The 25,892-nt window shown below is 45.6% G+C and carries 28 protein-coding genes and 1 pseudogene; 23 read left to right on the top strand and 6 right to left on the bottom strand.

The genetic code is table 11. The features are described 5' to 3' along the window. The 4 genes and pseudogenes from AC1U9Z_RS16345 to AC1U9Z_RS16330 all read left to right on the top strand — a co-directional run. A pseudogene (locus AC1U9Z_RS16345) lies at positions 1–340 on the top strand (D-galactarate dehydratase); the annotation flags it as partial. Positions 341–462: 122 nt separating this feature from the next. After that, the gene (locus AC1U9Z_RS16340; RefSeq protein ID WP_479958362.1) at positions 463–1,161 is read left to right on the top strand and encodes a tRNA (adenine(22)-N(1))-methyltransferase; all 699 of its coding nucleotides are present in this window, start codon (positions 463–465) and stop codon (positions 1,159–1,161) included. 22 nt (positions 1,162–1,183) lie between these two features. After that, a complete protein-coding gene (locus AC1U9Z_RS16335) occupies positions 1,184–2,299 on the top strand; it encodes a Nif3-like dinuclear metal center hexameric protein (protein WP_333529940.1) in 1,116 nt (371 codons plus the stop codon). Positions 2,300–2,361: 62 nt separating this feature from the next. Beyond that, positions 2,362–3,081, top strand: coding sequence for a zinc ribbon domain-containing protein (locus tag AC1U9Z_RS16330; protein WP_479958361.1), 720 nt, complete (start codon positions 2,362–2,364; stop codon positions 3,079–3,081). Between the two features lie 5 nt (positions 3,082–3,086). Here AC1U9Z_RS16330 and pepF read toward each other — a convergent pair whose 3' ends face one another. Beyond that, positions 3,087–4,874, bottom strand: coding sequence for an oligoendopeptidase F (gene pepF, locus AC1U9Z_RS16325; RefSeq protein WP_333529938.1), 1,788 nt, complete (start codon positions 4,872–4,874; stop codon positions 3,087–3,089). Between the two features lie 84 nt (positions 4,875–4,958). After that, complete coding sequence (rnhA, locus tag AC1U9Z_RS16320; RefSeq protein WP_333529937.1) at positions 4,959–5,432, bottom strand: ribonuclease HI; 474 nt, start codon at positions 5,430–5,432, stop codon at positions 4,959–4,961. A gap of 332 nt (positions 5,433–5,764) precedes the next feature. Here rnhA and AC1U9Z_RS16315 point away from each other — a divergent pair, with 332 nt between their 5' ends. After that, positions 5,765–6,502: a flavin reductase gene (locus AC1U9Z_RS16315; RefSeq protein WP_333529936.1), complete on the top strand. Its 738-nt coding sequence runs from the start codon at positions 5,765–5,767 to the stop codon at positions 6,500–6,502. A gap of 46 nt (positions 6,503–6,548) precedes the next feature. Here AC1U9Z_RS16315 and AC1U9Z_RS16310 read toward each other — a convergent pair whose 3' ends face one another. Next, the gene (locus tag AC1U9Z_RS16310; protein ID WP_333529935.1) at positions 6,549–7,055 is read right to left on the bottom strand and encodes a hypothetical protein; all 507 of its coding nucleotides are present in this window, start codon (positions 7,053–7,055) and stop codon (positions 6,549–6,551) included. 125 nt (positions 7,056–7,180) lie between these two features. Further along, positions 7,181–7,327: a DUF1540 domain-containing protein gene (locus AC1U9Z_RS16305; RefSeq protein WP_333529934.1), complete on the bottom strand. Its 147-nt coding sequence runs from the start codon at positions 7,325–7,327 to the stop codon at positions 7,181–7,183. Between the two features lie 202 nt (positions 7,328–7,529). On the opposite strand from AC1U9Z_RS16305, the gene AC1U9Z_RS16300 reads away from it, so the two are divergent. From AC1U9Z_RS16300 to AC1U9Z_RS16280, 5 genes are all read left to right on the top strand, one after another. Then, a complete protein-coding gene (locus AC1U9Z_RS16300; RefSeq protein WP_333529933.1) occupies positions 7,530–8,171 on the top strand; it encodes an HAD-IA family hydrolase in 642 nt (213 codons plus the stop codon). Between the two features lie 244 nt (positions 8,172–8,415). Next, positions 8,416–9,090 carry a YczE/YyaS/YitT family protein gene (locus AC1U9Z_RS16295; protein WP_333529932.1) on the top strand — a complete coding sequence of 225 codons (675 nt, stop codon included), beginning with the start codon at positions 8,416–8,418 and terminating at the stop codon, positions 9,088–9,090. Positions 9,091–9,162: 72 nt separating this feature from the next. Then, entirely contained in the window at positions 9,163–9,939 is a 777-nt protein-coding gene (locus AC1U9Z_RS16290; protein WP_333529931.1) for a hypothetical protein, read from the top strand. Positions 9,940–10,011: 72 nt separating this feature from the next. Beyond that, on the top strand, positions 10,012–10,404 hold the full coding sequence (locus AC1U9Z_RS16285) for a (deoxy)nucleoside triphosphate pyrophosphohydrolase (protein WP_333529930.1): 393 nt from the start codon (positions 10,012–10,014) through the stop codon (positions 10,402–10,404). A 205-nt stretch (positions 10,405–10,609) separates the two neighbouring features. Further along, entirely contained in the window at positions 10,610–11,110 is a 501-nt protein-coding gene (locus tag AC1U9Z_RS16280; RefSeq protein ID WP_479958360.1) for a hypothetical protein, read from the top strand. A gap of 112 nt (positions 11,111–11,222) precedes the next feature. On the opposite strand, the gene AC1U9Z_RS16275 is transcribed toward AC1U9Z_RS16280, so the two are convergent. Beyond that, entirely contained in the window at positions 11,223–12,083 is an 861-nt protein-coding gene (locus tag AC1U9Z_RS16275; RefSeq protein ID WP_479958363.1) for a hypothetical protein, read from the bottom strand. 281 nt (positions 12,084–12,364) lie between these two features. Further along, a complete protein-coding gene (locus AC1U9Z_RS16270) occupies positions 12,365–13,183 on the bottom strand; it encodes a 2-phosphosulfolactate phosphatase (RefSeq protein ID WP_333529928.1) in 819 nt (272 codons plus the stop codon). Positions 13,184–13,478: 295 nt separating this feature from the next. Here AC1U9Z_RS16270 and AC1U9Z_RS16265 point away from each other — a divergent pair, with 295 nt between their 5' ends. From AC1U9Z_RS16265 to AC1U9Z_RS16205, 13 genes are all read left to right on the top strand, one after another. Beyond that, entirely contained in the window at positions 13,479–14,261 is a 783-nt protein-coding gene (locus AC1U9Z_RS16265) for a flagellar motor protein (protein ID WP_333529927.1), read from the top strand. Continuing rightward, complete coding sequence (locus AC1U9Z_RS16260) at positions 14,261–15,046, top strand: flagellar motor protein MotB (protein ID WP_479958359.1); 786 nt, start codon at positions 14,261–14,263, stop codon at positions 15,044–15,046. The genes AC1U9Z_RS16265 and AC1U9Z_RS16260 overlap by 1 nt, the downstream gene beginning before the upstream one ends. A 6-nt stretch (positions 15,047–15,052) precedes the next feature. Further along, entirely contained in the window at positions 15,053–15,538 is a 486-nt protein-coding gene (locus tag AC1U9Z_RS16255) for a chemotaxis protein CheW (protein WP_333529925.1), read from the top strand. Positions 15,539–15,555: 17 nt separating this feature from the next. Next, positions 15,556–17,661, top strand: coding sequence for a chemotaxis protein CheW (locus AC1U9Z_RS16250; RefSeq protein ID WP_479958358.1), 2,106 nt, complete (start codon positions 15,556–15,558; stop codon positions 17,659–17,661). Next, positions 17,648–18,727 carry a protein-glutamate methylesterase/protein-glutamine glutaminase gene (locus AC1U9Z_RS16245; RefSeq protein WP_479958357.1) on the top strand — a complete coding sequence of 360 codons (1,080 nt, stop codon included), beginning with the start codon at positions 17,648–17,650 and terminating at the stop codon, positions 18,725–18,727. Before AC1U9Z_RS16250 ends, AC1U9Z_RS16245 begins: the two co-directional genes overlap by 14 nt. 78 nt (positions 18,728–18,805) lie before the next feature. Next, positions 18,806–19,099 (top strand): flagellar biosynthesis anti-sigma factor FlgM, encoded by a 294-nt coding sequence (flgM, locus tag AC1U9Z_RS16240; RefSeq protein WP_333529922.1) that lies wholly within the window; start codon positions 18,806–18,808, stop codon positions 19,097–19,099. Between the two features lie 12 nt (positions 19,100–19,111). Then, on the top strand, positions 19,112–19,600 hold the full coding sequence (locus AC1U9Z_RS16235; RefSeq protein ID WP_479958356.1) for a flagellar protein FlgN: 489 nt from the start codon (positions 19,112–19,114) through the stop codon (positions 19,598–19,600). A 54-nt stretch (positions 19,601–19,654) separates the two neighbouring features. Then, positions 19,655–21,418, top strand: coding sequence for a flagellar hook-associated protein FlgK (flgK, locus tag AC1U9Z_RS16230; RefSeq protein ID WP_479958355.1), 1,764 nt, complete (start codon positions 19,655–19,657; stop codon positions 21,416–21,418). 14 nt (positions 21,419–21,432) lie between these two features. Then, entirely contained in the window at positions 21,433–23,571 is a 2,139-nt protein-coding gene (gene flgL / locus AC1U9Z_RS16225) for a flagellar hook-associated protein FlgL (RefSeq protein ID WP_479958354.1), read from the top strand. Between the two features lie 137 nt (positions 23,572–23,708). After that, a complete protein-coding gene (locus tag AC1U9Z_RS16220) occupies positions 23,709–24,062 on the top strand; it encodes a flagellar protein FlaG (protein ID WP_479958353.1) in 354 nt (117 codons plus the stop codon). A 197-nt stretch (positions 24,063–24,259) separates the two neighbouring features. After that, complete coding sequence (locus AC1U9Z_RS16215; protein ID WP_479958352.1) at positions 24,260–24,463, top strand: hypothetical protein; 204 nt, start codon at positions 24,260–24,262, stop codon at positions 24,461–24,463. A 4-nt stretch (positions 24,464–24,467) separates the two neighbouring features. Then, positions 24,468–24,935: a type II toxin-antitoxin system VapC family toxin gene (locus AC1U9Z_RS16210; protein ID WP_479958351.1), complete on the top strand. Its 468-nt coding sequence runs from the start codon at positions 24,468–24,470 to the stop codon at positions 24,933–24,935. Positions 24,936–25,443: 508 nt separating this feature from the next. After that, positions 25,444–25,892: transposase zinc-binding domain-containing protein (locus AC1U9Z_RS16205; protein ID WP_479958350.1), on the top strand; the 449-nt coding region annotated here is incomplete at its 3' end.

The raw sequence follows: 25,892 nt of genomic DNA, 5'->3' as shown, positions 1-25,892 counted from the left end.
TCTGCATTTCATGGATACTTCCTCAGCTGCTGCTGAGTGTGTAACCCTGATGGCTGCCGCTGGTTCCGTACTGCACTTCTTCCCAACCGGCCAGGGCAACATTGTAGGTAACCCCATCGTTCCTGTAATTAAGGTATCTGCCAACCCCATCACCGTAGAAACCATGTCTGAGCACATTGACGTAGAACTTACTGGTATCCTGCGCGGTGAAATGGATCTGGACGGTGCTGCAGATAAGTTAATGGAAATGATGATTCGCACCCTGAACGGACGTAACACGAACGCCGAGACCCTGGGTCATAAAGAATTCGTTCTAACCAAGCTTTATCGTTCCGCTTAAGCGTTAATCCAAAAGGTACTGGCCTCGCCAGTACCTTTTTTTTACTATTTTAGGGTATACTCATTAGTAATAAAGGATTTACCCCTTTAGTCAGAGAAATAACTAGTATGAGGAAAGATACATTGATTAATTTAAGCAAAAGACTTAAATGCCTGGCACAATATGTACCGCAGGGAAGTGTTGTTGCTGATATTGGTACCGATCATGGTTATTTGCCGGTTTATTTGGTGCTTCAGGATATCTGTCCCAGAGTGATTGCTGCGGACATTAATAGGGGTCCCTTGGAGGCTGCCCGCTCCAATGTACAACAAAGGGGTGTCCAAGATAATATTGACCTTCGCTTGGGCAATGGGTTACAGGTACTAGAGCCGGGTGAGGCAGATGTTATTGTCATTGCTGGCATGGGTGGCGGCACCATAAGGGATATCGTAGCAGCCTCACCGCAGGTTGCTGCCCAGGTGTCCCGGTTAATACTACAGCCCATGGCGGATGAGAGAGACCTACGGGAATATTTGCTGCAGCATGGTTGGATACTCAAGGATGAAGAAATGCTGGTGGAGGATGACCGACTATATCCGGTACTTGTGGCAGAAAGGGGTCAGGAGGATGTAGGTGACCCGATCCTTTTAGAGGTGGGTCCAAGGCTGGTAGAAAAGAAGCACCCACTTTTAAAGCGATATATACATAAATTAGAAGAAAAATACCAGCGAGTCTTAGACGGCCTACAAAAAAGCTCCCGTCCCACAGCCCAAACCAAGGCCGTATTCATTGAGAAAAAGATTGAGCAGCTTAGGGAATTAGTTGGAAAGTTGGAAAGCTAACAGCTAATCGGAGGTGTTTACAGTGGCAACAGCCAAAGATATCGTATCCATCATAGAGAACATCGCCCCTGGCCACCTGGCCGAGGAATGGGATAATAGTGGTTGGCAGGTGGGTGACCCGAGGGCGGAGGTAAGCAAAGTACTGCTGGCCCTGGATGTGGATGCTGTTGTTGTACAGGAAGCGGTGGAAAAAGAAGTAGACCTGATTATCTCTCACCATCCGCTGTTTATGAAAGGCATCAAAAGCATTCGCCTGGATCAACCCAGGGGGGCAATGATTTCCCAGTTAATTACGAATAATATTGGAGTTTATGCTGCCCATACCAATCTGGATAGTGCTGCAGGTGGTGTCAACCAGCAGTTGGCCCGGCAGTTGGGGCTGCAAAATATTGAAATATTACATCCTGCCAAGGGAGAAAAATATTATAAATTAGTCGTTTTTGTACCGATACAAGAGATAACGGCTGTGCACCAGGCCATTTCCCAGGCTGGTGCCGGCTGGATCGGCAACTACAGTGACTGTACCTTTGGTGTCCGGGGCACCGGCACCTTCCGACCGCTGACAGGGAGCAACCCCTTTATTGGAGAGCAGGGACAATTGGAACAGGTGGAAGAAATACGTTTAGAAACCATTGTAGCCAATAGTAAGGTTAAAAAGGTGGTCAAGTCCATGCTACAGGCACACCCCTATGAGGAGGTGGCCTATGACCTGTATCCCCTGGAAAATCAGCCCACCACCGTTGGCTTAGGCAGAATGGGCCAATTAATGGAGGCTAAAGTCTTTGCTGATTTTATTATTACAGTAAAAGAAGCCCTGGGCTTGGCTTCGGTTAAGGTGGGGGGCAGCCTGTGGCAGAACGTGAATAAAGTAGCTGTCTGTGGTGGCTCCGGAGCAGAATTATGGCCCTTAGCTGCTGCCAAGGGGGCAGAGGTCTATATTACGGGCGATATCAAGTATCATACTGCCCAGGATATGCTGGCAGCGGGGCTGAGCTTTATTGATGCGGGTCATTTTGCCACCGAACATATTATTTTGCCCGAACTGCAAAAAAAACTGGTTCAAGTAACAGGCGAGAAAAATCTGGCCGTCGAAGTTATGCTTACCAAACGTCAATCTGACCCGTTTATGGTGTTATAGGGTAGGGGGCTTATGTCCCTTATCCTTTTATTTTTCTTATAATCGTTAAAGGGGGATCTTTTATGACACAACTTAGTAAACTATGGGAGTTACAACTGCTGGAAAAATACCAGAAAGGTATTGCTGCTAAACAATCGGGTGATCAAAGGGTGCAGCAGCTGAGGCAGTTAAAAAAAGAAATTGAATTAGGCCAAGACACCCTTAAAAAATTAAAGGTCAACCACCAGAAGGCCAAGGAACAAAATCTTGAATTGTCTCAAAAGAACCAAGTACTTCAAGCAAAAAGTGAGCAAATCAGTGCCAAAATCTATGATGGTTCCCTGCATCTCAAGGAAATAGAAGGCAGTCAACAAATGGTGCGAAGGCTGCAGCAGGATATTCAGCAATTGGAGGATTTGGAACTGGAAAAAATGCAGCTGAAGGAAGATATAAAACAGGAATGGCAAAAGGAAAAGGCCGCCTTAGATGTGTTAACAGCAAAATATAGGGAATTGCATGGGCAGTATGTCAAGGAAAAAGAAGAAATAAAAGAGCAGGCCGCTGCGACGGCCCGCAAAATGGAAGAATTAATTGTCAGTTTGGATAAAGATTTATATCAACAATACCAGCAGTTAAAAACAAAATATCCTGATCCAGTGGGACGAGTAACCAGGAGTGCTTGCTCCGGTTGCCATTTGGGTATTTCCATCGAGAAAATCAAGGAGCTAAAATATGAAAGGGACGTAATTAACTGCAGCCATTGCGGCCGACTCTTATTTTGGGATCCTATTATCCTGGAATAGCTGCACTAGATTAACGCAGAAGCCAGTTTGATATTTTCGGCAAAGGATTGCAAGCAAGCTTCCACTGGTTCAGGGGTGGCCATATCTACACCGGCCCTTTTAAGTAACGCAATGGGATAATCCTTGCCGCCGCTGGCCAGGAAATCAAGGTATTTTTGCAATTCGACCTGGCCGCCCTGTAGGATGCCGTTGGCCAGGGCTACAGCCGCGCTGAAACCAGTGGCGTACTTATAGACATAAAAGGCATTGTAAAAATGAGGGATACGTGCCCATTCCATGGCTATTTCGTCATCCATTTGCACACCTTGATAGTAGAATTTGTTTAAATCATAGTAGATTTCGCACAGACTTTCCGGGGTTAGACTTTCCCCTTGCTCCACCTTGTCGTGGGTAATCTTTTCAAATTCGGCAAACATGGTTTGGCGGAATACCGTGGTGCGTACCTGCTCTAAATTATAATTGAGAAGGAATAGCTTTTCCTTTTTATCCTTGGTTTCACCCAGAAGATATTTCATTAACAGGTTTTCATTCAGGGTCGAAGCCACTTCAGCTACGAAAATGGTGTAGCTGGCGTTGCGATAGGGCTGGTTTTTATGGGAATAGAAGGTATGCATGGCGTGACCAGCCTCATGGGCCAAGGTGAACACATCATTGATGGTGCCGTTATAATTTAAAAGAATATAAGGATGGTAACCATAGGCTCCGGTGGAGTAGGCCCCTGAAGTTTTCCCTTTGTTTTCATAAACATCCACCCATCCCTCCGCTAGACCTTGACTTAGGTCGGAGACATATTGCTGCCCTAACTTATGCATACCCTTGAGGATCATGTCGACTGCTTCTTCGTAAGAGTATTTTTTATTATGTTCTGTTACCAGGGGCACATATAGATCGTACATGGCTAGTTCCGGGAGCTGCATTACCTCTTTACGGAATTCAATATATTGATGGAGCAGCGAGACATTATTGCGAATAGAGTCAATCAGGTTGTTGCAAACCGAAACATCAACATTATCTGCGAAGGTGCTGGCTTCCAGGGCACTATTGTATTTACGCAGACGGGCATAGAGGCAATCCTTCTTGACAGAATTAATAAAGGTTTGGGCAATGGTATTTTTAAAGGATCTGTAAACCCGATACAATTCGTTGTAAGCCGATTTACGCACATCTCGATTATTGCTTTGGATTAAACTTAAATAACGGCCATGGGTTAGCTCAACCGACTCATTATTTTCATTTTTCACCTGACCAAATTTAAGATCGGCATTGTTTAAGGTCTGAAAAATACTTTTCGGTGCTCCGGCGATTTCGCCAAAGGAGGAAAGCAGTTTTTCCTCGGTATCGGATAGAATATGTTCTTTGTTTCTGCCAATTTCTTTAATGAAATGACGGTAATCGGTAAAACGGTCATCTTCGGCAAAACGATTGAGCTGTTGCAAATCAAGTTTCATCAGTTCTGGCACAAAGAAGCTGGTGGTTTCACGATAGAGTACATAGAGGCTTTTTACCTGATCAAAAAGGGCCAGGGACTGGGTGTTGGCATTATCCTCGTCCAATTTCATATGGGAGTAGGAATAGCTTTTTTCCATTACTTGATCCAGCTGATCCAGTAATACCAATGCCTCCCAAATGGTTTCCTTGTTAGTAAGCTTGCCTTGATACTGTTTAAACTGTTCGAGCTGCGTTTTGATTTTAAGCAGATCTTGTTTAACTTCCTCTGTACTTTTGTACATGACACGTAAGTCCCATTTAAACTGTTCTTCTATTTCATCCCGGTTTTTAATATTGCTATTCATTACGAATCCTCCATTCCATGCTCACTAAGAGTTTGTATTATTTTATGCCGGTTACTTATATTTTCAACCGTATTTTTTATGGTCTTATCTTACGTCCTCAGGGAGGTTTGGCTGTTTAGAAGCTTCCACAGCCAATTGATCGCAGCGCTCATTTTCGGGATTCCCCGCATGTCCCTTGACCCAGATGAATTTAACTTGATGGAAATTGCAGAGCCCCAGCATTCTTTCCCATAAATCCGCATTGAGGGCAGGTTCTTTTTTATTGCGCATCCAACCGTTGGCCCGCCACTTTTTAGCCCAACCCTTTTCAATGGCATTGACAACATACTGTGAGTCGGTATAAAGGGTGACGTTACATTTTTCCTTTAGTGTTTCCAAGCCAATGATAACAGCCAACATTTCCATGCGGTTGTTGGTGGTATTCCGATAACCGGCGGACAATTCCTTACGATGCCCTTTGTAAAGCATGACCACACCATAGCCACCGGGACCTGGGTTGCCCGAACAGGCACCGTCCGTGTACATGGTAATTTCCTTTAAATTAGCAGCTTGATTCATTTGGTGTCCTCATTTCTAATAGACTTTATGTTGTTAACAATACTATCCTAAAAGATAGCGGCCATGAGCCTTGATCTTTTGTAGTTCCACTATTTACCATAGGGTAAAGTAAATTATACCATGATGTTGGCAGATATTAAAAGCCATGGTGGGATGCTCTCTGGAAACTTCTGGTTTTTATCGTTGCCTGTACCGCCGCTGGAAAAAGAAAAGGTTTTCATAGTAATGTTTTTTAGGGGGTTCCTTTTTGTAAGGTTTTTTTAATACTGCTGCCATAGATTTGTTCATAGTTCATGGTAGGATGGGAATAAATAAGAATGGAGGGTGAACAAATGAGCAAATGGCGTTGTACAGTATGCGGCTATATCAGTGAAGGAAAAGAACCACCTGAGTCATGTCCCATTTGCGGGGTAGATGCATCTCTTTTTGAAAAAACAGAGGAAAAAGAGTCGGCTAATGACTGTCTGGCTGATGTTAATAAAGCACTGAGGGCTATTTCTTACGGACTTTACATTGTTTCATCCCGCAAGGGAGATAAACTAAACGGCCAATGCGCCAACACGGTGTTTCAGATTACCTCTGACCCGGTGCAAATAGCTGTGGGTATTAACAAAAATAACCTTACACATGAATACATTTCAGAAAGCGGCGTCTTTTCTGTAAACATTTTAAGACAGGATGGGATGCCCTTAGTCAAAAACTTTGGCTTTCGCTCAGGGAGGGAAGTGGACAAGTTTGCGGAAGTGGACTATGAGCTGGGCAGTGAAGGGTTACCTCGGATAAATGATTGCCTGGCCAGTTTGGAATGTAAAGTGGTGGGGAGTATCGATTTAGGCACCCATACTTTGTTTGTGGGAGAAGTTCTTTGTGGCCGTGCAAGAGATAACGGGGAACCCATGACCTATGCCCAATATCATCAATTAAAAAATCAACCGTCTAAGGGCGATAGAGTAAAGAATGTTACTACCTGGCGATGCAAGGTTTGTGAATATACCCATGAAGGTAGTGAACCTCCAGAGGCCTGCCCCGTTTGTGGTGTGGGCAGGGAAGAATTTGAAAAAGTAGAATAAACTCAAAAACCAGCCGTTCCTAGACGGCTGGTTTTCATATGGGTACTTATTTTTCTTCTTCTTCTTCCTTCTTAACATCCATAAAACCAGGCATTCCAGGCATTCCAGGCATTCCGGGCATTCCAGGCATCATGCCGGGCATACCACCGACCATGCCAGAGGGGCAATGTCCCGGACCGGGCGGCATCGGGCAACCAGGCTTTGGTCCAGGTGGACAGGTAGGTGGACAGATAGGTGGTTGTGTAGGCCAGGGGGTTGTGGGTGGTGGGCATACATCATTCATTGCGCCGGCAGCATTGACAGAGCAAATATTCCATAAGGGAACCAGGGTTACTTGGGTTTGAGCGTTGGTACCGCTAGTTAGCTCAATGTAATCCTGACCCACGGCATGCAAAGTGCCGGTTAAAGGAGCAGAGGCTCCTTCGCAATTCAGGAAAACATTAACACGCTGATTAAGCAACTGGCAAAGACGCTGCATAAAAGTTGGAGCCATCGGCGTAGGCATATGATGACTCAGCATCTGCATCTCTTGGACCTCTAAATTGTCAGCCATTGTATATCAAACCTCCTATATTAAGCTTGCTATATAGTATTGCATCAAATGTTAAATGGTTCCAAAAAATTAAAGCCAGTCAAAAAATTGACTGGCTTTGTGCGGTATAAAAATTTACCAATTTACTATCTAGGTTTGAAGGTATCACATTGTGTTTCTTCAGAGGTGCTGGGCTGCTCGCTACCGCTATGGTTTACTTGAATCATTGGAGCATCACACATAACATTGGAGTTATAGGCACACTCGGTTACATTGCATTTGATACTTGGCATTTAGCTCACCCCCTATCCGGAGTTATTATATCCAGAAAAGGGAAGATCATACATGAGCTTATCGGTGTAATGATAACTTTAGAAAAAATATTGTGCCTATCTTCCAGGGCCTTTAAAGCTGCTGATGACGGAAGGCTGACAGCTTTCTTTTTGTCTCTTATTCGTAGTACAATACACATGATACGAAAGGGAGGCGTCACAAATGAAAATCAAAACAATACTATTCGATTTAGACGGTACATTAATTGACTCACTGCCTTTGATTCAAAGCACCTATGAAAAGGTTTTTCAGGAAATGGAGATACCCTGGTACAACGGCGAAGTTATGAAATGTATTGGTTTACCGCTGGTTGAAATTGGCAAGAAGTTTGCCGGGGAGGAAAGGCACAGAGATTTCTTTCGTTTATACCAGCAGCATTATGCCATTGAACATGATGCCAAGACCAAAGCCTACCCTGGTACTTTGTCCATGCTGGAAAACCTGCGTCAAAGGGGTGTGAGAATGGGCGTTGTCACCTCCAAATCCAATCATGTGGCTCTGCGCAGTACCCGTTTTTTAGGTTTTGACCGATATATAGAAGTATTGATAGGTGCGGATGATGTGACCCGACATAAACCACAACCAGACCCCATCCTAACGGCTCTGCAGCAAATGCAAGTCCCCCAGGCAGGTGCTGCCTACATCGGAGACAGTCCCTTTGACCTTATGTCCGCCAAAGCTGCCGGGGTAACTGCCATCGGTGTCAGTTGGGGGATGGCAGAGGCATCTAAACTCCTGCGGTTTGAACCGGATCACTTGCTGCATCAATGGGAGGATTTAATCGGTGTTTTAGAGGATAAATAGAAAACGGCCTTGGGACAGGCCGTTTTCTATTTACTTTTTGTCACCTAGGTACTAGAATTTAATTAAACCATTCGATATTAAAGGCAATAAGCTAAAAGACTTCCATTCCGCCAGAGGCACCAGCAGAAGATAAAAAACCTGTGTCATCCTGAGGACAGCAAAAAAATCTTAAGGCGGAAGGCTGATGGCCATTTTTCAAGGTCGCCAAAAACGAACAGCTAACTGTTAAGTGAGGAATCATAAAATGAAAAGAGTTATATTCCACTTACTACGATTGTCCTGGTTAATGCTAGGCCTTTTTATTTTTGGCTTTGCCATTAACTTTTTGGTAGAGGCAAGACTGGGCGTAAGTCCCTGGGATGTACTTCATCTTGGACTAACGAATTACCTGCCCTTTACCTTTGGGCAGATCATGATTGGTACTGGTTTGGTTTGCGTTGTGGGTTCCATACCCCTGGGTGTTAAACCAAGTCAAGCTACCATCTTAAATATGATATTTGTCGGTATTTTTACTGACCTGATTATGGCTGCAGGCTGGGTGCCGCCCCAGGATGCTTATTTGGTTCGCTCCCTTTATTTGCTTATAGGGATTTTGGGCTGTGGCTTGGGGACGGGAGTCTATATGACCGCAAACATGGGCACAGGACCCAGGGATAGTTTAATGATGGGTCTTTACAAATTAACAGGCTGGCGAATTGGTGTGGTTCGTACCATTATAGAAATAGCTGCTGTTACGATCGGTTATTTTCTGGGTGGCCCGGTGGGGGCAGGGACCCTGGCCTTTTGTTTGACCATTGGTTGGTCGTCGGAAGTGTTTCTCAAGCTGTTTACTTTTTGTGCTAAACAAGATTGGTTTATCAGAAGAATTAGCCTGCTAAAAACGAAACATGTAAATCCCGGGGAAGCCCATGGATCATAGAGATCCAACAAAAGGTCACTTATAGAAAGAAAAAACATAACCTATGATTAGCACAGAAAGTAGGTGTGAAGCATGGGTACTATTCTTTTTATCCACGGCATGGGCCATAACCACAACCGGGAGTATTGGCGGTCCTGGGAAAAAAACCTGCAACCATACTTATTCAAAAAAGGCCTTGACCCAGACCAGTTAAGTTTTAATGGTATATATTATTACGATTTAGTGCCGCAGCCTAGAGAGGGTTGGCAGAAGTTTTCTGCCATTTTTAAAAGGGGCGTAATGGAGCAGTTACAACAGAATCTACATGAGAAGTTGCTTCGAGTAGATTACATCGATCCGTTCCTGGGGCGAGGGCCACTGGAGACGATAGTCAATCTAGTGGCAGATAATTTTGGTGATATTTTTTCCTATATGTTGGATGACCAGACCTATCAGAGGGTAAATAGTCGCTTTTATCATACATTGCAAAAGGTGAGTGCGCCGGTTACTTTGGTTGCTTATAGTTTAGGGTCCATGGTTTCCTTCTGTGCTTTACAACAAAGACCCGAGCTAGTTTACCAGGTAAAGCACTTTATAACCCTGGGAAGCCCGATCTTTTGGTTCCACAAGTGGCTGGCCAGTAGGGCTGTTTTGTCCCAACGCCCCACGGAAGCCCATTGGACCAACCTAGCTGGCCGAATGGATGTGGCCTGTCCCCATTTGGTAGGTTATTGCACCTGTGGGGCTGACAGCAATGTTCAATGGGAACTGGAGAAATACAACCCGGTAAAGGGGCACTTAGCCTATTTCAATGATCCAGGTGCTTTAGCAATTTTAGCCTCTGCCATAGCAAAACACTGGTACCAATAATAATGGATTGGGGTAAGATAAATCAAAAGTGATAAAATAAGATAGAAAGTAAAATGAATCAGAGGAGAAGTCATGCATACCCTTGTTGTCACAGCCGCCATTATTCAGCGAGAAGATAAAATCTTAATTACCCAACGAAAAAGCAATGCCGATCATGGGCTGCAATGGGAATTTCCCGGCGGTAAACTAAACTATGCTGAAGATCCTAAGGAAGGCCTTCGCAGGGAGATTATAGAAGAACTCGATATGGAAATAGAGGTTGGGGATATTTTTGAAGTGATTTCCCACTGCTATGGGGAAAGACATATTTTGCTATTATGTTACCTTTGCCGCTACCTTGGACAAAAGCCAACCACCAAGGACTGTCAGGATTTTCACTGGGTCACCCCGGAGGAAATGGACAACTACCCCTTTACCGCAGCCGATGTGCCGGTGGTAAAAAAGCTGCAAAGAAAGAATCGATAGCCATCAGCCTTATGCTGCTAAGGGGTCTGACCCCCTTGTAGAACGGTAACCCAGGTGCCTGGCACCGTTGAATCTTGAGCTAACGTCTGATGGCCAATTTTTTTGTTATATTTCCTATACAATACAATAGGATTGTGGTATATATGTCTTGTGTGTTTGTCTTGTATGTTGATAAAAGTAGCTATGCCTAAAAGGGGAGATCGGTTTGCTGAAACAAGTGATATTCCCCGAGTTTATCGGGGAATCTGAAATAGCGGTGGTTGTCATCGTCCCTTCATTAAAGGAGGATATGGCAGAATTGTTTGAGAGGTTTCACGGCGGAGAAGAAATTGATTATTGGTTCTCCTGGGACCTGATGGTGACCAACACCGCGGAATACCTAGTGGTCCTGGAAATTAACTGGGATCAGGGTGAAGGCCTGATCCTTGCCTTTACAACGGAGATGTGGGAGTTTATCAACCTCATTGCCGAAAAGGGCAACCTGGTTATTTTAGGGGATGTTAACGAACTGGCAGAAGGGGCCTCTATAATTTTTAGCGAAGAATACAAGCCCTTCGCTTTACTGGTTCGGAACGTTTCCGGTGGGCTGGTAAAGCTTTACAACCATGTAAAAGAGTTGGTGGAGGTCAACCAGGACATCGAGGAATTAGCAAAATTAAAGTTAATCTTAGAGGGAACCAAAGCCCAAAATATAACCTACCATTAAAAGCACGAAACGACACCGGAGGCAGTGTCGTTTCGTGCTTTTAGCTATTCGTCGTTAGCTTTTTGCCAATGGCTAACTGCTAATGACGAATAGCTTATGGTCCACGGCCTTTTTAACAGCCCTCGCCATTCGAACAAGGTGTGTCAAAACAGGCAGGGTGACAGCAGACTAACTGTTCATTCTCATAGGCATAAAAGGTGCGTTGACCTGGTTCCACCGGTTTTCCACAGATGCTGCAGTGAACAGCTTCTGGACAGGGAACCATCACGCCGGTTAGTTTGCCACCTCGCCAAGATACCTCCAATTGATTCAGTTGAGATTTCAGCGGTTCCACGGGACTACAGTCCGGATGGTAGAAGTAGCGTATTTTGCGTCCATCTATCCGATGCTTTAATTCAACCGTTGGGCTAAAGGGAGGGATGGTCTTATTGCAGTGCTGACAGGTACGTGCCCGGTTCATGGTGCTCTTTAATACATACCTGGGTACGGCGGGTTTTTTACGAACTTCCCGATCCTTCCAGTACTTTTTTTTCCTCTCAGGGCTACTGGAAACCCATTTTTCGATGGCACTATAATAAGTACGGTAGTCCCGGTCTGCCAGCTTAATATCCATCGGAAAACCAGTTTCAACCACCATCCGGTGAAATTCATTTTCCGCAGCATGGTGGGCCAGTCCATCCATTTTGTGAGTTTGCCAGTTATATTCCTGCTCGGTTAACCACTTGTGATAGGTGTGGAAAATATTGCCGGAGCAGACCAAGTATTCATCCTCTTTCGTGGCCCCAGCCTGTTCCATCAATTCCCGCATGAGATTGCAGACCAGTTCCTCCCAGCCCATCTTATTGGTCCAGGTAACAGGAACCCTGGCGGAAAAAATTTCCCCCGTTTCCTCACATACCAATACAACCACTTCACCAAAGGCCTGGCAGCCCCCGCCAGCATCTTCAACATACCAAGTTTTCAAGGTAATCACCTCATTCATAGCTTAGGAAAACTTGGCTGGCGCCATACCTTAAAGGGCCCGAGAGTCTTTAAGTGCCCTTTAGGGTATGGTGTCAGCCCGAGTTTGCCAATAAAAACAGGCTTACGGTTGTACCGAAGCCTGCCCCAAAATACTGAGCCTTGTTTATATAATAGCGAATTATTGAAGAATATTCAATGCCGTGTAGCCATTCGTCTTTAGCGATTCGCCTTCCAATAACCTAAGTGTCTGGCACCGTCGAATGGCTGGTAATTTTTTCAGAGTAGATAGAGCTAAGGGCAAAAGGCTTTCGATAATCGAATCTCCCCTTCGTTATACTCCGGTACCACATCAAATAAATCAATCTGGGCGCAGTAAGCAAGGTCCGCCGCCAGACCCATTTGAGCCAGTTTTTGCCCGTGTAAGGAATCATATAGAGCATGCAGTGTCTGATTACCATAGTACTCTGCCAGCCGTAGGGCGGCCACGGCAGCGTCTTCCAGCACCAGTGAGTCCTTGTTCAGCAGGGGAACCTCATCTAAATATACTTCCTCGTGAGAGGCCGCTTTGCTGTTATTAAAGGACTTTTCTGTCCCTACCACCTTGGCAATTTCCCGTATCACCAGGCCGGCTGCCAAGGTATCCTCTAAAGAAAATTTCCCCCTGGTGCCGGCACAGACCAATACCACATCCTGTTGCCGGGCTAACAGACTGTGAGCCACAGCCGAAGCATTGAGCAAACTGCCAATAAGCACGGTACCACTGCCCTCGGCAGACCTGCAAATTGTTTGGGTGCCGTTGGTGGTGGTTAAGATAACCGTTTTCTGCTTGACAACTTCCGTCTGATACTCCAGGGGTGAATTGCCCAGGTGAAAACCAGGTAGCTTTACGGCACCCCTTTCGCCACCTAGAACAAAAGTATTCTCAGGTAATTGGCGGGCTGCTTCAAAGGCCTCTGCCACCTCTGCCACAGGAATGACTTTTCGGCAGCCATTGGCTAAGGCTGTCGAAATTGTGCTGCTAGCTCTTAAGATATCAAACATAACAACCGATTTATTAAGGAGGAGATCCTTTTCTAGATTCCTTACGGTGGGTACCAGATAAATTCTCATTATACCATCTCTTTCCTTGTCAATTGTGTCCGGAGTTTTATATTATTATATTATACTAACAAAGGAGGAATTCAAGTTTTATACCCTGAAAACAACGGTCATGGGCCATGAGCAATGGTTGTGTATGAAGCACGCAGATTTTATTCTTTGATGGTGCCGTTAACGGCCTGGGAGCCGATTAGCGATTTGCTTTTTCACTAAAAATATACTACAAATTTCTTAACTAACTATTTAATGCAGGATTTTACCATGGTTTAGTCGTAAATTTAGATAATTACATAGGGATGTGAATTTGTTGGAAATAATGGCCCCTGCGGGGATAATATTTGCCACCGTCTGCCTGATTTCAGGCTTCCTTTTAGAAGGGGGGCATGTTGGTGCTTTGTTAGCCCCCGCCGCTTTTATTATTGTGGTGGGTGGAACCATTGGTGCAACGGTGGTTGCCTTTTCAACCAAAGAAGTATTTTCAGTGCCCACATTAATTAAAACAGCCATGACTAAAAAAGTACCGGACTTTTCCGAAACCATTAACCTAATTATAGAGCTATCAGAAAAGGCTCGCCGAGAAGGACTTCTGTACCTCGATAGCCAGTTGGATACCATTGACGACCCGTTCCTTCGTAAAGCGATGCAATTGGTGGTGGACGGCACAGACCCGGAAATGGTACGCAGCATTTTAGAAACAGAGATTTATTCATCCTACGATAGAGATCAAGTAGGTGTTCATATCTTTGAAGCGGCCGGTGGCTATTCCCCTACCATGGGTATTATTGGTACAGTTATGGGTTTGGTCCACGTCTTAGGAAACCTGTCGGATCCCGACAGTTTGGGTCCGGCCATTGCCATGGCCTTCATTGCCACCCTTTATGGGGTTGGAGCGGCCAACGTCTTTTGGCTGCCCATTGGTGGCAAGCTAAAGAACCTGAGCAAAAAGGAACTGGTTTTACGGGAAATGGTGATTGAGGGCATCCTAGCCCTTCAGGCCGGCTACAACCCCACCATTATCCGCGAAAGGCTCAATGCCTTTATCAAACCAGGAGAAAGCAAGCGAGCCCAGGATGATGAAGGTGATAAGTAATGAAAAGAAGACGACAAGAATCGGAGAAGGAAACGAGTGAAAGATGGCTAATTACTTACGCAGATTTAATTACCCTGCTGTTAATCTTTTTTGTAGTTATGTACACCCTCAGTAAGATTGATGCCAACAAGTACCATGCCATTGCCTCTTCCCTGGCCAAGACCATGGGGGGCAGCTCCAGTATTATGGAAAGCGCTGGTCCGTCCATGGTGCCAGGTGTAAGTGAAAATAAAGAATTGTCCACTGCCATTGAAGAAATAGAACAACAACAATTGGAAAAAATTCGCCAGCAGATTGACCAATATGTTAAAGAAAACGGCCTGGCTGGCAAAGTTTCTGTGGACATTGAAGAAAGAGGAGTGGTCATTAGCTTTCAGGACGTTGTGTTGTTTCCCTTAGGCAGTGCGGAGATAACCAACAACTCCAGAGAAATTGTAGATAAGGTGGGAGGTATTCTCAACCAAACTACAAACTACATTCGGGTAGAGGGCCATACGGATAATTTGCCCATTAGAACCAGTAAATTTCCATCCAACTGGGAACTTTCCCTAGCCCGCTCCGCCAGTGTAGTGCATCGCCTGATTAATGATAGTAAAATCCCGCCGGGACGACTTTCAGCCAGTGGCTATGGCGAATACAGGCCAAGGAAACCCAATGATTCAGACGCTCACCGCCAAGAGAACCGCCGAGTAGATATTATTGTGATTCGGTCCAAGTATCAGGAAGTGGAACCAGAGGCTAACAAGGAAGAAAATATCCTTCCTGCCAGCCAAAATAAGGAGTGATCCCAGATGACTAATTTTAACCAAATCAGCCAGGAAGAGCAGACCGTTGTTTTTCAATTGATGGGCCAGGTGTACGGCGTGGATATTAATGCTGTCTTTGAAATTATTCGCATGGAAAGCATCACCAAAATCCCCCGGGCTCCTCACTTTGTTGAAGGAGTGATCAACCTACGAGGTCATATTATCCCAGTGATTGATTTGGCCAAACGCTTTGGGTTGGGTCAAAATGAGCAAACCCAAAACAGTCGAATTATTATTGTTGAAGTTTCCGGCCAAACCATCGGGGTTATCGTTGATTTAGTACAGGAGGTACTCCGCATACCGATTAACGGCATCGAACCCCCGCCGCCAGTGGTGAATGGCATTGAAGCAGCATATATTAGGGGTATTGCCATTTTAGAAGAGAGATTGGTTATTCTGTTAGATCAAAATAAAATCCTCATGGAGGAAGAAAAAGATCAGCTGCTGCAGGCAAATATTACTGCAAGCTAGGTATAGGGGGGGTAGGTGTGTTTTCAGATCTGGAAATCGGTGTATTTATCGATGAACTGGAAGAAAAAATACAAGTTATCAATGATGGTTTGCTGGCACTGGAGCGAGATGAAAGCAACCAAGACATCATCCAAGAGATTTTTCGGGCTGCCCACACCATCAAGGGCTCATCAGGAATTATGGGCTATCAGAATATGACCAGCCTAACCCACGAGATGGAAAATCTTTTTGATAAAATTCGCCATGGAGAAATTCATGTTACCTCTGAAATGGTCAATGTACTCTTTGAAGCCCTGGATACCCTCAAGGTCTTGCGGGATGAGGTCACAGGGGATGGTTCTGGGGCAGACATCACAGCCGTGGTTGAGAAAATAAAGGTCTTTGTTGAAGTAAGCAGCACCACAGCCAAAGCTGCGGTACCCAATACTACCTCCGAAGCTGCACCTGTACAGCCTGTCACCGCTGATCCTGCGGCCATAGACAGACAATGGCTGGCCATCACGGATGTGGAAGAGAATGTAATTCGTGAAGCAGAGCTTCGGGGTTTTCAATGCTATCGGGTTGCCGTAGATATTGACCGGGATTGTCAAATGAAAAACGTCCGGGCCTTTCTTGTCTTTGAGACCCTACAGCAAGAAGGGGAAATCATTAAAAGCGAACCCTCTGCGGAAGATATTCAAGAGGGTAAGTATGACCTTGGCTTCCAGGTATTGTTGGTGGCCAAGGAAGAAGCAGACCATATTAAAAATTTGGTTATGACCATTTCTGAAGTAAGCCAAGTGGAGATTGAGCCGGTAGTATTAAATAGTAACGAAGTCGAAGTCCAGGTGGAGCAAGCAGAAATTAAGGAAAAACTGACTTCAAACCACCCGGCTAGTCCGGAAAGTAATGCAGTAAAACCGGAACACATTAAAGCCATAAAAACAGTTCGGGTAGATGTAACCAAATTAGATAATTTAATGAACCTGGTGGGTGAGCTGGTTATTGATCGTACCCGCCTCAATCGTTTTGCCGAGATTTTCGAGTCACGCTTTGGCTCTGACGAAATGGTGGAGGTCATTAACGAAATTTCGAATCATCTAGGCCAGGTTACCGGAGATTTACAGGAACAAATCATGAAGGCCCGCATGCTGCCGGTGGAACAGTTATTCAACCGCTTCCCCCGCATGGTCAGGGATACTGCCCAAAAGCTAGGCAAAGAAATCAACTTTGTCATGGAAGGCAAAGAAACCGAACTGGATCGTAATGTTATCGAGGTCATTGGCGATCCTCTGATTCACTTGATTCGCAACTCCATTGACCATGGTATTGAATCCCCGGCAGAGAGGCAGGCTGCGGGGAAACCAGCCATGGGTACCCTATTGCTAAAGGCTTCCTATGCAGAAAGTCATATCGTGATCACGGTCAAGGACGATGGCCGGGGCATGGATGTAAACAAAATTCGTAACAAGGCAGTGGAAATGGGCTTTGTGGATGAGGAAACCGCCGAGCGCATGAGTGACCGGGAGGCTTTGCAGCTAATCTTTAGAGCGGGCCTTTCCACTAAAAATAACGAAGTTAGCGACCTGTCCGGCCGTGGCGTGGGCATGGATGTGGTCAACACGGCCATTGAGCAAATTAACGGCATCGTGGAGTTGGATACCAAGCTAGGTGCCGGTACCACCACCACCATTCGCTTACCCTTGACGTTAGCGATTATTCGTGCCCTGATGGTAACCTTGGGTCAGCAGGTTTATGCTTTTCCTTTAACCAATGTGTCAGAAACCATGCGTATCAATGAAGAGGAAATTCGTTGCATCGGCAACAACGAAGTCATTGTGGTGCGGGATAAAATTCTGCCTCTGGCCCGGATGGGAAGGCTCTTTAATGCCGCCGACTACGAGGAATCCAACAAGATGTATGTGGTTATTCTAGGGTCCGGTGATCGGCGAGTGGCCATGGTGGTGGATAAACTTCTGGGAGAACAGGAAATCGTTATTAAGTCCATGGGAGACTACCTGGGTCAGATCCAAGGACTTTCCGGTGCCTGCATCCTGGGAGATGGCAAAGTAGCCCTCATTGTTGATGTTCGGGGTCTGGTAAAAACATTGGGAACTGAGGAGGTAGCCTATGCTGCCGGTTAAAGTCCTGGTAGTAGATGATTCCTCTTTAATGAGGCGGCTGATCAGCCGCTTGCTGGGGGAAGACAAGGAAATCCAAGTCATTGGCAGTGCTGCCGATGGCCTGGAGGCCCTGCAGCAAATCAAATCCCTACGGCCCGATGTGGTAACCCTGGATGTCGAAATGCCCAAGCTGGACGGCATAGCCACCTTACGGCGCATGATGCTGGAGCGTCCCACACCGACGGTCATGCTCAGTGCCCACACCCACGAAGGGGCCAGGGCCACCATGGATGCCTTGTCCGCCGGAGCGGTGGACTTTGTTGCTAAACCTACTAACTCAACGGAACTGCCTAAGATGGTGGAGGAGTTAAAAGCCAAAATAAAGGTAGCAGCCAGAGTATCCTTGCGCCGGGTGCGGCCCAATCTAACCACTCCCCCGGCAAAACCTAAGCCCACTGCATCCCCTACCCAGCGATCCGCTGCCCCGGCACCCAGTAAATTACGCTGCGGTCAGATCGACCTGGTGGTCATTGGCTGCTCCACCGGCGGACCGGCAGCCCTGCAGCAGATCATCCCTTACTTGCCCGCCCAGCTGCCCGCCGGGGTGGTCATCGTGCAGCATATTCCGGTGGGTTTCTCCAAGTCCATGGCGGAGCATTTGGACAGGAAAAGTGAAATTACCGTACGCCATGCCGAAGAAGGCGATCTAATAAAAGCCGGTCAGGTACTGGTGGCACCGGCGGGCTATGATTTAAACTTTATCGCTAGGGGCAATGGTGCTTCCATTAGCCTTAGTAATTTTGGTGCCGGCCTCAAACCAGGTGGCTTTCGCCCCTCGGTGGACTGGGTCATGAAATCTGCCGCCGAGGTTTATGGCTGTCGCGCCCTGGGTGTATTGCTCACAGGCATGGGCCGGGACGGTGCCCAGGGTATGCTGGCCATCAAAGAAAAGGGTGGTCCCACCCTTGCCGAACATCAAAGCACCTGCGTGGTCTACGGTATGCCCAAAGCCGCCGCGGATTTAGGGGCAGCCCTCAAAATGATTCCATTACCACAAATTGCCCAAGAAATTCAAGCACAATTTTAAAATTTAATATAAAGTTAAGGCCTTGAACTGCCGAATATATAGAATAGATAAGTTAGAGGAAGAAACAGGGTGATTGCTATGAAAATCAACGGTTTCAAACCGACTGGTGAAATATTCAAGGCCTATCAGCAAAATAAAGTGGATAAAAGCAAGACCAATAAAGCAAATCCGTCTGCAGGTGATTCCGTGCAGCTTTCCCAAGAGGCCAAATTCAAAAAAGAAATTGAAAATGCCCTCAAAGAGCTGCCAGAAGTACGGCAAGATTTGGTTGATAAATTTAAAAATGAAATTCAGGCCGGTACCTACAAGCCCGATGCCCATAAAATTGCAGATGGAATATTACGAGAGAGGCTCCTGGACAAAGAGATTTAAAGGATGGTGCAGATGGAGTCTTTATTTTTTAACCTAAAAGACCTTCTTAGAGAACTAAACGAAGAACTAAATAAAATGCTCCAAGCAACGGAGCAACACAACCAAGCCCTCCGGGCCAATGATCTGGACGCCATTAAGGAGATTCTCAAGGAACTGGCGTTGGTTTCCCGTCAGATCAAGACCCTGGATGCTCAAAGGGAGACACTCCAAACTGCCCTGGAAGAAGGGTTAAAACTACCCAAGGGAACGACTTTAACGAGGACCATAGCCCATGCACCGCAACACCTGGTGCAGGATTTAAATAGAGCTGCCGAAAGCCTAAGGGAAATAACAGCAATCATTCAGAATTTGGTAGAAATAAATGCAATACTTACGAAACAAGCTATGAATTTTAACGAAGTACTGTTAAAAACAATAAAACCAATAAAATCGACCTACAACCCGACCGGTCAAACTACCGATAATACTCCCGCAACGTCGATTTTAAATAAAACGATCTAAAAAGACTAGCCAGGTGTCTGGCACCGTCGAATGAGTTAAAAAGGTGGTTTTACAATGACCAGCACATGGTTCGGCTTAGAAATTGCAAAACGTGGCACCCAGGTCTACCGCAAAGCCATGGATGTCACCGGCCACAATATTAGCAACACCAATACTCCGGGCTACTCCAGACAGGAAGCAGTAATTTCTCCCTCCGACCCCTTTACACGCCCGGATTATCTAACCAGTATGACACCGGGCCAATTGGGTACCGGTTCGGATGTCAAAGAAGTTAGACGTATCCGTGATTACTATCTGGATGTACAGATGCGTGATTCAAATAGCTTTGGAGGCTACTGGGCAAAAAAACTAGAGCTGGCTAAACAGACAGAAGCCGTTTTTCTGGAGCCGGACGGCAGAGGCCTACAGAAAACCCTGTTGGAGTTCTTTAACGATTGGCAAAACTTAAATAATTCGCCCCAGGACCCCGGTGTTAAGAAAGCCGTCAAGGAGACCGGTGATGAGTTGGCCACCATCTTCAGACAGATGCACGCGCAACTGTCTAATATTGACAAATCCGTTCCCGGTTCACTGCAGTATCAAGTGGATCAGGTTAACCTTATTACTTCCCGCATAGCAGATCTGTCGAATACAATCATTAACGTCAAGGGTAACGGAGGCCAACCAAACGATCTCATGGATCAACGGGATCTGCTCCTTGACGAACTGGCAACATTCGGACAGATCACGGTGAACCTGCAGGACAATGGCGGGATCGAAGTCCGATTTATTGAGTCCCCTTGCTTGCTGGTCAAGAGTGATGCCAATGGCAAAGCGATCACTTCCAAGCTATCCTTAATTACCAACGCCGGAAAGGATGGTAATGAGAACTACCTGGCCGTGAATGGCAAAGCCGTTACCAACCTTACCGTCATGGCGGAATACTTCAACAAAGCCCCGGAAGGAGCCGGCAAAGGAAGTATTTTGGCGCAGGAATCAGCAAGGTTAGAGAACCTTGCTGTGATTAATCAGTTGGACTTGTTAGCCAAGTCTATTATTGAGAGAGTGAATGAGAGGTCCGGGTTGCCCGGACCGGCAGAACTCACCAAACCATTCAGCTTTTTTACAGGCAATGGAGCTGCCGATATTTCTCTCGGTGAAGAGGTAAAAAATAATCCTCAAGTAATCATCGGTGAAAATGCACTGTCCGTGGCTCAACTGGGCAATACCCCTATTCGAACCCTGACAGGAAGTGCAGATCTAAGAAATGGCAGAATCTTTACGGATTTGTCCCAAACCAGGTTTACTGTAGAGCTGCCCAACGGCAATAAGCAGGAAATTGACCTGTATCTTGATGGGGAATTGGCCCTGGGAGATAGGACCTTTGGTGAAATAAAAGCAGCCATCCAAAAGGCCTTGGATCATAAATTTGGCAAGGGTGAAGTGAGTGTTGGCGATGACGGCTTAGGGCATCTTGCTTTCACTCTCAATAAAGGGGATGGCATCCTGAAAGTAGATGGTGTTGGTTCGAATAAAGAGGGGCTGGAATTTCTCCTTGGTGGGCCAAAGAGCATAACTGTTCTGGGGGATACCTTTGAAAACTATTTTCAGGGACTCGTAGCCCAGGTAGGTGCCAGTTCGAAGCACCATGACCATATGCTGGAAAACCAGCAGGCCATTGGCCAACAGATCGAGGCCCTGAGGCAGTCTGTCTCCGGTGTTAACCTTGATGAAGAATTAACCAAAGTAATTCAGTACCAGTACGGCTACCAAGCCTGTGCCCGGATGCTCTCCATGCAGGATGAAATGCTGGATTACTTGATCAATCGTATCCGCTAGAGAGGTGAGATGAAATGCTGCGAATTTCCACCAGCCTTTTGGGTAACAACCTACGCAATTATATTCAAAACAATTTACAGAGGGCTGCTAAATATCAAGAGCAAGCTGCCACTGGCAAGACCATCAACAGACCCTCGGATGACCCCGCTCAAATCAGCTATCTGATGTCTGTAAATGGCACCCTGACCAGAAACGAACAATATAGCCGCAACATTGAGGATGGTTTGGCCTACCTCAACCAAAGTGACTCTGCTCTGAATACATTGGGCAAGGCCTTGCAGGATGCCAAAATACTGGCCCTGGATGCTGCCAACGGAACGAAGTCACAGCAAGATAGGGAAGCGATTGCCTTACAGATAGATAAGCAAATCGATGCCTTAGTGGACTTAGCCAATAGTTCACTGGGGGGGAAATATTTATTCTCTGGTCGCAAAAATGCTCAGCCACCCTTTTACCGTGATCCTGCCAGTGGTGAGGTCTACTACCGAGGCGATACCAATTTGGTCAGCCGGGAAATTATCTTTGGCTATAGCTACGAGGTGGTCGCTGCAGGGGTAGCGGATAATTACATTACCAGCACGGTGGATCTAAGTCAGGGCGTACTGCTCACAGATAAGGATTTGAAGTTTAGGGTAGCCTTGGATGAGAATAACGTTCAGGAGATTGATTTAGGTTCCTGTACGCCACCCCTACATCCGGGTTTAAATAAGTTTGAAGATATTAAAAAGGCCATGCAGCAGGCTTTAGATACTGCTTTTGGGGCTGGAACAATTGCTGTTGATGATGATGCGAAAGGTCATATCATCTTAAAAGCCAACAATGATGCCGCCGACTTTAGAGTGTTAGCCAGCGCCGGTAGTACCGGGCATACCACTTTATTTGGCGGTGAACGGACTGTTGTTGACGGGGTCTTTGGCAAATTGGCCAGTCCCTCAAATCCTGCCAACCAAATCAGTGATCCACTGAACCCCGGGCACCCAATGACCAGGGTCCTGGGTGGTCCCTTTAAGGTGCTTGGAGACTTAGTAGCTGCTTTAAGAAATGGTGACGTCCAGGATAGCGCTGCAGGAGTGCCGTGTAGTTACCTTACCGGCAGTGCGGATATGAGTGGAGGTAAAACCTTTAACACGGATGATGAATTGAAGTTTGAAGTGGCCTTGGATGGATCTCCTGTGAAAATTGATTTGAAGGGCTATCTTCCCACTGGCACTCTACCGGTGACTATGTCATTTGATGATATCAAATCTGTCATGCAGCAGGCCTTAACGGATAAATTTGGGTCTAGCATCAGTGTTGACGATGATGGCAAAGGGAATATCCTATTAATAGCCAATGGGAATGTCACTAATTTTACAGTGTCAGCCGATGGTACGAATACCGGATATAACGTTTTATTTGGTGGGGTATCTGGCGGGGTACATAAGGGAATCCCTGGCAAATTGCCCAATCCGAGTGCCGCAGGAGTAACGTATAATTACATTACCGGCAGTAAGTATCATCAGGATAATAAAGTAGAATTCAAAACCGCGGATGATTTGATCTTTGACGTAGTCTTGAATGACCCTCCTAAGGAAGTGAGAAAGACAATTGATTTGACAGACGATCTTTTCGCGGGTTCATTTTCCCCTGGGTTTAAGACAATGGAGGAGGTTAAAGTTGCCCTGCGGAAGGCCGTGAATGATGCCTTGCAGCCTGATAATTTAGCGATCACGGTTGACGATGATGGTGAAGGTCATCTCAGGTTAACAGCCAATAATAATGTCACTAATTTTAAAGTATTAGCCAGCGGTACGCCGCCTGGTAATGGACATAACGCTTTATTTGGTGGGGAACGTACGGGAGTCTTTGAAAAGTCGTCCGGCACCTCAAATCCCATGCAACAACTTGATGACGCGATCAAGAACCTGGAAATTGCCCATGATGATGTACTCAAGCACCGGGTGGGCGTAGGTGCCCGTACCCGCCACCTCCAGTCGGTACAGGATCAATTGGACGACCAGGAGATTAAATTGAAAGGCATTCTGGTAGAGCTTCAAGGGGTTGACATAGCCAAATTAACCGTTGAAATAGCCCAGAACCAGCTCGTCCATAATGCTTCCCTAATGACAGCCACGGATCTGCTCAAGACTTCACTGTTAAATTACTTAAAATAAACCAACCACAACGTTCAGGCACTGCATCAAAAAAGCGTCCTGAACGTTGTTTTATTCCGGGTGCAGCAAGTGACACGCAGGAGAAGCGTTTTTTGTGTGTCTGGCACCGACAAACCCGTCGAATAGAGGTGATCCAAATGAGAATAGGCGCCGGTGGTCTGCAATCCATCATCATGAGCGACATGATGCGCTCCCTTGACCCATCCGTAAGGCCCAAGGCAGGAATAGCAGAAACCCTTATGCAAGCCCAGGGGCGGGACCAAAACCAACTAAGAAAAGAATTAAACCGAGCTGTTGAACGTCTCAACCACCTGGCCCATGCCTTGAACTATCCCGTTCAAATAGTAATTAAAGAACCACCGCCGAGACTTAAGGTGGTATTGAAGGATAAGCGGACAGGTCAGGAGCGGGAGATTGAATATGAGGAATTGGATAAATTGGCTGCACAGTTGGAAGATGCCAGAGGGGTTCAGGTGGACGGGTATGCATAGGTTAGTGTATGCACAATATTTAATCAATTTAGAGTGAAATGTTTTTCAGAAGAGAAAAATAACCGAAGAAACACAGTATGATATAATAGATCTAGGAGAAAAAACCTTGACAAAGGAAGATTTAGTTATTTGCCATTACAACTATGATATCATCTTTAAATCTAGCGGAAGGTAACTAAATAAGGAGGTTGGTGTTAATGGCTAAGAAATTTAGAATACGGGATAATAATGCATCAGAAATCGCTGATGTTTCGGATAAAGTAAAAGTAACTGCGGGACCAAGTATCCAACTTTGGGTGAAATCACCCATTAAGGCCGCTAGGATGAAGCGACGCATGAAGGCAGCCATGGGCCTACTGGGAATGTGGGAAAATAAAGATACATCTTTCTTTGACAGGTAAGAGAATGAAACAAGTTATTCTTGATACATTAATTTTGGTGGATTGGATCCGGGCGCATCGACGCTCCCGTCCAAAAAGCCTGGAACAGGCTTATAATAACGAAAATGCGGTTAAATTGATAACGATGCTAATCACGGAAGATGTTGTTACCTTTATTTCCTGTCATATCTTAAAGGAACTCCTCCAATACCCTAACATTTCTCTGCAGGAAGAAGAGCGGATCAAAACACTAATTCCTGGATTTTGCGACATCCCGGACACGGATGCAGAGGTTGCTGAGATAGCTGCTAAGCTGTCCAGACAATCGGCAGAGTACCGCCGGGATCATGTGGAGGATTGTTATATAGCGGCCACGGCTATTCACTATAAGCTTCCGCTCTACACCAGGAATCCTGCCGACTTCAAATTTGTTCCACATAAGGACTTGAAAATTGTGGTGCCTTATGACTTTAGAGCTTTGGGTACTGAATAATAACAGCCCGTATCAGTTAATCAAACTATACGAATGAGACAATGAAGAGATTGTTTCCGTCGTCCTGATAGACCTCGCTTCTAATATACATCATCATTAAGGGATGCCTCTTTCTCCATTGCCGGATAGATTGACCGAAACGTTCAATTGAGGTTATTCCTTTTTCTTTTTATATTCAAAAGGCAAGGTATGTAATCAAGATTACTTTAGAAGCAAGGTTGGGTTTTGATTCCCAGGGGCTGCATGAGAAAGTAAATGGTTTACCAACCTGGAAATTTGATAGATTACCTAAACGCCTCTTTCAGGGGAAAAACTGGAATAGGCGTAAAGTATTATTGGGGAAGCCTTTAAAGCGCAGGATCATGATGAAGCAGGTGTAGTGGCGTTAGCCTTGAAACATCGCCTTTTATGAATGAGAACCGCTAACACTAGGCGGTTTTTTTATTTTATTCAGAAAGTATAAGTTTTAGGGGTCCTTTTACTTGCAATTTTTTGCTACTCTTAGGATATGGAAACAAATATATTAAAACAGATATTTTTCGATCACCACGGACATTGGGATGCATTTGTAAAGAAATACAGTTATCGTATAAGATCCGTAGTAATAAAAGAAATTGATAAATTTAGAGGGTGTGGGGACCCCAAGCATGGGTTTAAGTTCTTTGTTTGTGAGGGATGCCATGATATTAAGATAGTTCCTTATCGTTGTAAGGGTAGATTTTGCACAACCTGCTCAAGCGGAGAAACAGAAGAATGGAGCCGCTTGATGGCGGAGGACGTTCTTCAGGTGAATCATCGTCATATAATTTTTACAATTGATGAAGGATTACGTGCTGTATTTCAGAAATACCGCAAAATGTTAAAAGAGTTTATGAACGAAGCCGTTAGAATAATACAGAACTGGTTTAAGAAAAAAATGAAAGTAGTACCAGGAATAATAGCAGGGTTACACACCTT

This window comes from Desulfotomaculum sp. (assembly GCF_982386235.1).
This window is presented reverse-complemented; position numbering and strand designations above follow the sequence as displayed.

Bases quoted from the DNA above. Each gene is read 5' to 3' on its own strand.
- pepF (WP_333529938.1), bottom strand. From the start codon at position 4,874: ATGAATAGCAATATTAAAAACCGGGATGAAATAGAAGAACAGTTTAAA.
- flgM (WP_333529922.1), top strand. From the start codon at position 18,806: ATGAAAATCAACGGTTTCAAACCGACTGGTGAAATATTCAAGGCCTAT.
- AC1U9Z_RS16270 (WP_333529928.1), bottom strand. From the start codon at position 13,183: ATGAGAATTTATCTGGTACCCACCGTAAGGAATCTAGAAAAGGATCTC.
- AC1U9Z_RS16220 (WP_479958353.1), top strand. From the start codon at position 23,709: ATGAGAATAGGCGCCGGTGGTCTGCAATCCATCATCATGAGCGACATG.
- AC1U9Z_RS16210 (WP_479958351.1), top strand. From the start codon at position 24,468: ATGAAACAAGTTATTCTTGATACATTAATTTTGGTGGATTGGATCCGG.
- AC1U9Z_RS16255 (WP_333529925.1), top strand. From the start codon at position 15,053: ATGACTAATTTTAACCAAATCAGCCAGGAAGAGCAGACCGTTGTTTTT.
- AC1U9Z_RS16295 (WP_333529932.1), top strand. From the start codon at position 8,416: ATGAAAAGAGTTATATTCCACTTACTACGATTGTCCTGGTTAATGCTA.
- AC1U9Z_RS16300 (WP_333529933.1), top strand. From the start codon at position 7,530: ATGAAAATCAAAACAATACTATTCGATTTAGACGGTACATTAATTGAC.
- AC1U9Z_RS16315 (WP_333529936.1), top strand. From the start codon at position 5,765: ATGAGCAAATGGCGTTGTACAGTATGCGGCTATATCAGTGAAGGAAAA.
- rnhA (WP_333529937.1), bottom strand. From the start codon at position 5,432: ATGAATCAAGCTGCTAATTTAAAGGAAATTACCATGTACACGGACGGT.
- AC1U9Z_RS16285 (WP_333529930.1), top strand. From the start codon at position 10,012: ATGCATACCCTTGTTGTCACAGCCGCCATTATTCAGCGAGAAGATAAA.
- AC1U9Z_RS16215 (WP_479958352.1), top strand. From the start codon at position 24,260: ATGGCTAAGAAATTTAGAATACGGGATAATAATGCATCAGAAATCGCT.
- AC1U9Z_RS16235 (WP_479958356.1), top strand. From the start codon at position 19,112: ATGGAGTCTTTATTTTTTAACCTAAAAGACCTTCTTAGAGAACTAAAC.
- flgK (WP_479958355.1), top strand. From the start codon at position 19,655: ATGACCAGCACATGGTTCGGCTTAGAAATTGCAAAACGTGGCACCCAG.
- AC1U9Z_RS16260 (WP_479958359.1), top strand. From the start codon at position 14,261: ATGAAAAGAAGACGACAAGAATCGGAGAAGGAAACGAGTGAAAGATGG.
- AC1U9Z_RS16330 (WP_479958361.1), top strand. From the start codon at position 2,362: ATGACACAACTTAGTAAACTATGGGAGTTACAACTGCTGGAAAAATAC.
- AC1U9Z_RS16245 (WP_479958357.1), top strand. From the start codon at position 17,648: ATGCTGCCGGTTAAAGTCCTGGTAGTAGATGATTCCTCTTTAATGAGG.
- AC1U9Z_RS16290 (WP_333529931.1), top strand. From the start codon at position 9,163: ATGGGTACTATTCTTTTTATCCACGGCATGGGCCATAACCACAACCGG.
- AC1U9Z_RS16310 (WP_333529935.1), bottom strand. From the start codon at position 7,055: ATGGCTGACAATTTAGAGGTCCAAGAGATGCAGATGCTGAGTCATCAT.
- AC1U9Z_RS16305 (WP_333529934.1), bottom strand. From the start codon at position 7,327: ATGCCAAGTATCAAATGCAATGTAACCGAGTGTGCCTATAACTCCAAT.
- flgL (WP_479958354.1), top strand. From the start codon at position 21,433: ATGCTGCGAATTTCCACCAGCCTTTTGGGTAACAACCTACGCAATTAT.